General features: G+C 58.3%; 7 protein-coding genes and 1 tRNA gene. All 8 read right to left on the minus strand.

Annotated features, from left to right (window positions below; translation table 11 throughout):
• Positions 1 to 3,072, minus strand: a 3,072-nt coding sequence (gene rpoB, locus PIN01S_RS25985) for a DNA-directed RNA polymerase subunit beta (protein WP_084339821.1), incomplete at its 3' end; no start/stop codon positions are given.
• A gap of 209 nt (positions 3,073 to 3,281) precedes the next feature.
• The gene (gene rplL, locus PIN01S_RS25990) at positions 3,282 to 3,650 is read right to left on the minus strand and encodes a 50S ribosomal protein L7/L12 (RefSeq protein ID WP_084339815.1); all 369 of its coding nucleotides are present in this window, start codon (positions 3,648 to 3,650) and stop codon (positions 3,282 to 3,284) included.
• A 76-nt stretch (positions 3,651 to 3,726) separates the two neighbouring features.
• On the minus strand, positions 3,727 to 4,227 hold the full coding sequence (gene rplJ, locus PIN01S_RS25995) for a 50S ribosomal protein L10 (protein ID WP_084339816.1): 501 nt from the start codon (positions 4,225 to 4,227) through the stop codon (positions 3,727 to 3,729).
• A gap of 196 nt (positions 4,228 to 4,423) precedes the next feature.
• Positions 4,424 to 5,119: a 50S ribosomal protein L1 gene (gene rplA, locus PIN01S_RS26000; protein ID WP_084339817.1), complete on the minus strand. Its 696-nt coding sequence runs from the start codon at positions 5,117 to 5,119 to the stop codon at positions 4,424 to 4,426.
• Positions 5,119 to 5,550, minus strand: coding sequence for a 50S ribosomal protein L11 (rplK, locus tag PIN01S_RS26005; protein ID WP_084339818.1), 432 nt, complete (start codon positions 5,548 to 5,550; stop codon positions 5,119 to 5,121). The genes rplA and rplK overlap by 1 nt, the downstream gene beginning before the upstream one ends.
• 117 nt (positions 5,551 to 5,667) lie before the next feature.
• Positions 5,668 to 6,201: a transcription termination/antitermination protein NusG gene (nusG, locus tag PIN01S_RS26010; RefSeq protein WP_084339819.1), complete on the minus strand. Its 534-nt coding sequence runs from the start codon at positions 6,199 to 6,201 to the stop codon at positions 5,668 to 5,670.
• A 9-nt stretch (positions 6,202 to 6,210) separates the two neighbouring features.
• Positions 6,211 to 6,579: a preprotein translocase subunit SecE gene (gene secE, locus PIN01S_RS26015; RefSeq protein ID WP_084339820.1), complete on the minus strand. Its 369-nt coding sequence runs from the start codon at positions 6,577 to 6,579 to the stop codon at positions 6,211 to 6,213.
• A 45-nt stretch (positions 6,580 to 6,624) separates the two neighbouring features.
• A tRNA-Trp gene (locus PIN01S_RS26020) sits at positions 6,625 to 6,700 on the minus strand.
• Between the last annotated feature and the right edge of the window lie 49 nt (positions 6,701 to 6,749).

The raw sequence follows: 6,749 nt of genomic DNA on the forward strand, positions 1-6,749 counted from the left end.
CAGCGCATCGTCAGCCATACGCAGCTTGAACCACTGACCGCGCTCGATGCCGTCGAGAACTTCGTCCGTGATAACAGTGCCTTTCTTCAGGCCTGCACCACCTTCGGCGGTCGCACCAACCAGAGCGGAACGCAGACGTTCGAAAGTGGCACCTTCGACGATGCGGAACTCTTCGTTGAGATCCTTGCGGATTTCATCCAGCTGCATCTTCTCAATGGCCAGGGCACGGGAGTCGCGCTCCACGCCATCGCGAGTGAAGACCTGCACGTCAATGACGGTACCCTTGGTGCCGGTCGGCACGCGCAGGGAGGTGTCTTTCACGTCGGAAGCCTTCTCGCCGAAGATTGCACGCAGCAGCTTCTCTTCCGGAGTCAACTGGGTCTCGCCCTTCGGCGTGACCTTGCCAACCAGAATGTCGCCAGCACCGACTTCCGCACCGACGTAGACGATGCCAGCCTCGTCCAGCTTGTTCAGCGCAGCTTCACCCACGTTGGGGATATCCGCGGTGATTTCTTCCGGGCCGAGTTTGGTGTCACGCGCCACGCAGGTCAGTTCCTGGATGTGGATCGTGGTGAAGCGGTCTTCCTGAACCACACGCTCGGACAGAAGGATGGAGTCCTCGAAGTTGTAGCCGTTCCAAGGCATGAAGGCGACGCGCATGTTCTGGCCAAGCGCCAGTTCACCCATGTCGGTAGACGGACCATCGGCGAGGATATCGCTGCGCGAAACCTTGTCACCCTTCTGAACCAGCGGACGCTGGTTGATACAGGTGTTCTGGTTCGAACGGGTGTACTTGGTCAGGTTATAGATGTCGACGCCGGCCTCACCGGTTTCGACTTCATCATCGTTGACGCGAACCACGATACGACTGGCATCCACGGAGTCGATCACGCCGCCACGACGTGCAACCACGCAGACCCCGGAGTCACGTGCCACGTTACGCTCCATACCGGTGCCGACCAGCGGCTTGTCGGAACGGAGGGTCGGCACGGCCTGACGCTGCATGTTCGACCCCATGAGCGCACGGTTGGCGTCGTCGTGCTCGAGGAACGGAATCAGCGATGCAGCCACCGACACGACCTGCTTCGGCGACACGTCCATCAGGGTCACGTCTTCCGGCGCCTTAACGGTGAACTCATTCAGGTGACGCACGGCCACCAACTCGTCTACCAGACGGCCATTCTCGTCCAACGTCGCGGAAGCCTGCGCGATCACATGATCGGCCTCTTCGATAGCGGAGAGGAACACGATCTCGTCGGTTACTTGACCTTCCTTGACCACACGGTACGGGCTCTCGAGGAAGCCGTACTGGTTGGTGCGAGCATAGGCTGCCAGCGAGTTGATCAGGCCAATGTTCGGACCTTCCGGCGTTTCGATCGGGCACACGCGACCGTAATGGGTCGGGTGCACGTCGCGCACCTCGAAGCCCGCACGCTCACGCGTCAAACCGCCTGGGCCGAGCGCGGAAACGCGGCGCTTGTGGGTAATCTCGGACAGCGGGTTATTCTGGTCCATGAACTGGGAAAGCTGGCTGGAACCGAAGAACTCTTTCACCGCGGCCGCAACCGGCTTCGCGTTGATCAGGTCCTGCGGCATCAGGCCTTCGCTTTCCGCCATGGACAAGCGTTCCTTGACCGCACGCTCGACACGCACCAGACCTACGCGGAACTGGTTCTCGGCCATCTCGCCAACGCAACGGACGCGACGGTTACCGAGGTGGTCGATATCGTCGACGATGCCTTTGCCGTTACGAATGTCGACCAGCGTCTTCAGGACCTCGACGATGTCTTCCCTGCTCAGGACGCCGGAACCTTCGATTTCAGTACGACCGATACGGCGATTGAACTTCATGCGGCCGACAGCGGACAGATCGTAACGCTCGGCGCTGAAGAACAGGTTGTTGAACAGGGTCTCTGCGGCATCCTTGGTCGGCGGCTCGCCAGGACGCATCATGCGATAGATCTCGACCAATGCCTCCAGCTGATTGCTGGTGCTGTCGATCTTCAAGGTGTCCGAAATGAACGGACCGCAATCGATGTCGTTGGTGTACAGCGTCTCGAGACGAACGACCTGAGCCTTGGCGATCTTCACCAGCAGGTCGGTGGTCAGCTCGGTATTGCACTCGGCAATGATCTCACCGGTAGCCGGATGGACAATGGCTTTCGCGGTGGTGCGACCCAATACGTAGTCGAGCGGAACTTCCAGCTCCTTGATGCCGGCCTTGTCGATCTGGTTGATGTGGCGCGCGGTGATACGGCGGCCTTGCTCGACAATGACCTTGCCCTTCTCGTCCTTGATATCGAACGAGGCAATCTCGCCGCGCAGACGCTGCGGTACGAGTTCGAGGCTGAGCTTGTCTTCACGTACATGGAAGACATTGGTGTCGTAGAACGCATCCAGGATTTCTTCGGTGCTGTAACCCAGCGCGCGCAGCAGAACGCTCGCCGGCAGCTTGCGACGGCGGTCGATACGAACGAAGACGCAGTCCTTCGGATCGAACTCGAAATCCAGCCAGGAGCCGCGGTAGGGAATGATCCGGGCGGAATAGAGCAGCTTGCCGGAGCTATGGGTTTTGCCACGGTCGTGGTCGAAGAACACGCCCGGGGAACGGTGCAGCTGGGACACAATGACCCGCTCGGTACCGTTGATGATGAAGGTACCGTTTTCGGTCATCAGGGGGATTTCCCCCATGTAGACTTCCTGCTCCTTGATGTCCTTGATCGCTTTGTTCGACGACTCTTTGTCGAAAATGATCAAGCGCACTTTCACGCGCAACGGCACGGCAAAGGTTACGCCACGAAGTACGCACTCCTTGACGTCGAAAGCCGGTTCGCCGAGGCGATAGCCAACGTATTCCAGAGCGGCATTGCCGGAATAGCTGATAATCGGGAAAACGGACTTGAAGGCCGCATGCAGGCCGACGTCGCGGAACTGATCCTTGGACACTCCCGCCTGCAGGAATTCGCGGTACGAATCCAGCTGGATGGCCAGGAGGTAGGGCACATCCATGACGTGCGGCAACTTGCTAAAGTCCTTGCGGATACGTTTTTTCTCAGTGTATGAGTAAGCCATCAGCGTTCCCCAGCTTGGTCACCTGCTTGTTTGGCCTCTCCCGGCGGGAGCGGCCAGAAAATCGTGCAACCCTTTCGGTTTGCGCCGCCCTATCGGGGCGGAGTCCATTAAAGGCAACAGACTGCCTATAACGGAAAAAGGCCGGTGGCATAAGCCACCAGCCGTCAGCCTTACGCGAGTCGCTCGGGCTGTTGACGCAAGGTCTTCGCTTACTTGAGCTCGACCTTGGCGCCAGCTTCTTCCAAGGCCTTCTTGGCAGCTTCGGCTTCCTCTTTGGAAACGCCTTCCTTGACCACACCCGGGGCGCCGTCAACGACAGCCTTGGCTTCTTTCAGGCCCAGGCCGGTCAGCTCACGCACGACCTTGATCACGTTCACTTTCTTCTCGCCAGCCTCGGCCAGAACGATGGTGAACTCGGTCTGCTCTTCAGCAACCGGGGCAGCGGCAGCCGGGCCGGCAGCCACAGCAGCAGCGGCAGTTACGCCGAACTTTTCTTCCATCGCCTTGATCAGCTCAACGATCTGCATGACGGACATTTCGGATACGGCGTTGATGATATCTTCGTTGGTCAGAGCCATGACTCTAATTCCTGTAATTTAAGCGACGGCCTGCGGCCATCTGAAATCGATATTTGGTTCGAAAGATGTCCGGCGCTTAAGCTGCGCTGGCTTCTTTCTGGTCGCGAATGGCCGCCAGAGTACGAGCCAGCTTGCTGGTGGCGCCTTGAATCACGCTCATCAGCTGGGCTACGGCTTCGTTGTAGGTCGGCAGAGTTGCCAGCACGTCGATCTGGTTGGCTGCGAGGAACTGACCCTCGAACGCAGCGGCCTTGATCTCGAACTTGTCCTGACCCTTGGCGAACTCTTTGAAAATACGAGCGGCAGCGCCCGGATGTTCATTGGAGAACGCAATTAGGGTCGGGCCTTTGAACACGTCGTTGAGCACTTCGAATTGAGTGCCGGCAACGGCGCGACGAGCCAGGGTGTTACGCACGACTTTCACGTACACACCAGCCTCGCGGGCCTCTTTACGGAGTCCGGTCATGGCCCCCACGGTCACGCCACGGGCATCGGCCACGACAGCGGACAGGGCAGCTTTGGCAGCCTCGTTGACTTCAGCGACGATGGCCTTCTTGTCTTCGAGTTTGATTGCCACGGGTTTACTCCTGGATGTTACCGTTTCGTCCAGCCTAAGCCGGACGGCGTTTTGGTGTCTGATTCGGTACGAATCGGGAGCACCATCTGCGTAGGCTTTTCGTTTAAGGCTTGCACCGCCTACGGTCTTGGATAGCCCCCGCCAGGCAGGGACCCCAATTTTTCAAGCGTGCCGGGCAAACCCGGCACGCCATGCATTACACGTCCAGCGACGCCTGATCAATCTGCAGCCCCGGCCCCATGGTGGTGCTCAGGGTCACGCGCTTCAGATAGATGCCTTTCGAGGAAGAGGGCTTCAGACGCTTCAGGTCAGCGACCAGCGCTTCGACGTTCTGCTTCAGCTTGGCCGGCTCGAAATCGACCTTGCCAACGGAAGCATGAATGATGCCGTTCTTGTCAGTACGGAAACGCACTTGACCGGCCTTGGCATTCTTCACGGCAGTCGCTACGTCAGGGGTCACCGTGCCGACCTTCGGGTTCGGCATCAGGCCGCGCGGACCGAGAATCTGACCCAACTGTCCAACGACACGCATCGCGTCCGGAGAGGCGATAACCACGTCATAGCTGAGATCGCCGCCCTTCATCTCAGCGGCCAGCTCGTCCATACCTACGCGGTCAGCACCGGCAGCCAGTGCAGCTTCGGCAGCAGGCCCCTGGGTAAACACCGCAACACGGACGCTCTTGCCGGTGCCGTTCGGCAGAACGGTAGCGCCACGTACGACCTGATCCGACTTACGAGGATCAACACCCAGGTTGATGGCAACGTCGACGGACTCTTTGAACTTGATGGTGGAGAGTTCGGCCAACAGAGCAGCAGCTTCTTCGAAGCCGTACTGTTTGCCCGCTTCTACCTTAGCGGCGATAGCCTTCTGGCGCTTGGTAAGCTTAGCCATTATACACCCTCCACATTGAGGCCCATGCTACGAGCGGAGCCGGCGATGGTGCGCACGGCTGCGTCCAGGTCAGCTGCCGTGAGATCAGCCTTCTTGGCCTTGGCGATCTCTTCCAGCTGTGCACGGGTCACGGTACCCACCTTCTGGGTATTCGGACGGCTGGAACCGCTGCTGATGCCAGCAGCCTTCTTCAGCAGAACCGAAGCCGGGGTGCTTTTGGTTTCGAACGTGAAGCTACGGTCGCTATAGACGGTGATGATCACCGGAGTCGGCAAACCCGGCTCCATACCCTGAGTACGGGCATTGAAGGCCTTGCAGAACTCCATAATGTTCACGCCGTGCTGGCCCAGAGCCGGACCGACCGGCGGGGATGGGTTGGCCTGACCGGCCTTCACTTGCAGCTTGATATAAGCCTGAATCTTCTTAGCCATGAAAAACTCCAGTTGCGGGTGCAAACGCCCGAAGGCTCCCCGATTGCTTTCGCGTTTATCCCAATGACGACAAAACCCCGCAGCCTAGGGCTGCGGGGTACGGGATGCTTTAGTCAGTTATGCCTTTTCGACCTGACTGAACTCCAGCTCCACCGGCGTGGAGCGACCAAAGATGAGCACGGCCACCTGGATCCGACTCTTCTCATAATTGACTTCTTCGACGACGCCATTGAAATCAGCAAACGGCCCATCGATCACGCGAACCACCTCGCCAGGCTCAAAGAGCGTCTTCGGCTTGGGCTTGTCACCACTGTCGGCCACACGGCGCAGAATGGCCTCAGCCTCACGATCCGTGATAGGCGCAGGCTTATCGGCAGTACCACCGATAAAGCCCATGACCCGAGGCGTATCCTTGACCAAGTGCCAAGTCCCCTCGTTCATTTCCATTTGGACCAGAACGTAACCGGGAAAGAATTTTCGCTCGCTCTTACGCTTCTGGCCGTTACGCATTTCTACCACTTCCTCGGTAGGGACCAGAATCTCGCCGAACTCATCTTCCATGCCGGCCAGCTTGACTCGCTCAATCAGCGAGCGCATGACATGCTTTTCGTAACCCGAATAAGCATGCACAACGTACCAACGCTTAGCCACGGCGCACCTTTAACCAACAATCAAGGAAACGAGCCAACCCAGCAGGGAGTCAAGCCCCCAGAGCAACAACGCCATAACCAGAACAACAGCCACCACGATCAAAGTGGTCTGAGTGGTCTCCTGACGCGTGGGCCAGACAACTTTTCGAATCTCGACACGCGCTTCTTTTACCAACCCAAAGAACGCCTGCCCTTTTGCCGTTTGCAGAGCGACGAATGCCGCCAATACAGCAATAACAAGCAATCCCAGAACACGGTACAGAATCGGCTCTGCCGAGAAGTACTGATTGCCTACCACACCAACCAGGACCAGAGCAGCAGCCAGAAGCCACTTAACCAGGTCAAAGCGGGACTCTTTGGCTTCAGCCTTCGCATTCATCTGCAAGGATCCTGTAAAAAGAAACGCCAGATTCATTCAAAAATCTGGCAGGCCAGGAGGGAATCGAACCCCCAACCTGCGGTTTTGGAGACCGCCGCTCTGCCAATTGAGCTACTGGCCTGGAACGAAGTCAGGCCGGCCATTATGCCGGCCTGAGAGAGCTAGATCAA

Source organism: Pseudomonas indica NBRC 103045 (assembly GCF_002091635.1).
GTDB lineage: Bacteria > Pseudomonadota > Gammaproteobacteria > Pseudomonadales > Pseudomonadaceae > Pseudomonas_M > Pseudomonas_M indica.

What these genes read in the sequence shown, in the direction of transcription:
- rplL (WP_084339815.1), bottom strand. Translation starts at nt 3,650, where the DNA reads ATGGCTCTGACCAACGAAGATATCATCAACGCCGTATCCGAAATGTCC.
- rplA (WP_084339817.1), bottom strand. Translation starts at nt 5,119, where the DNA reads ATGGCTAAGCTTACCAAGCGCCAGAAGGCTATCGCCGCTAAGGTAGAA.
- rplK (WP_084339818.1), bottom strand. Translation starts at nt 5,550, where the DNA reads ATGGCTAAGAAGATTCAGGCTTATATCAAGCTGCAAGTGAAGGCCGGT.
- secE (WP_084339820.1), bottom strand. Translation starts at nt 6,579, where the DNA reads ATGAATGCGAAGGCTGAAGCCAAAGAGTCCCGCTTTGACCTGGTTAAG.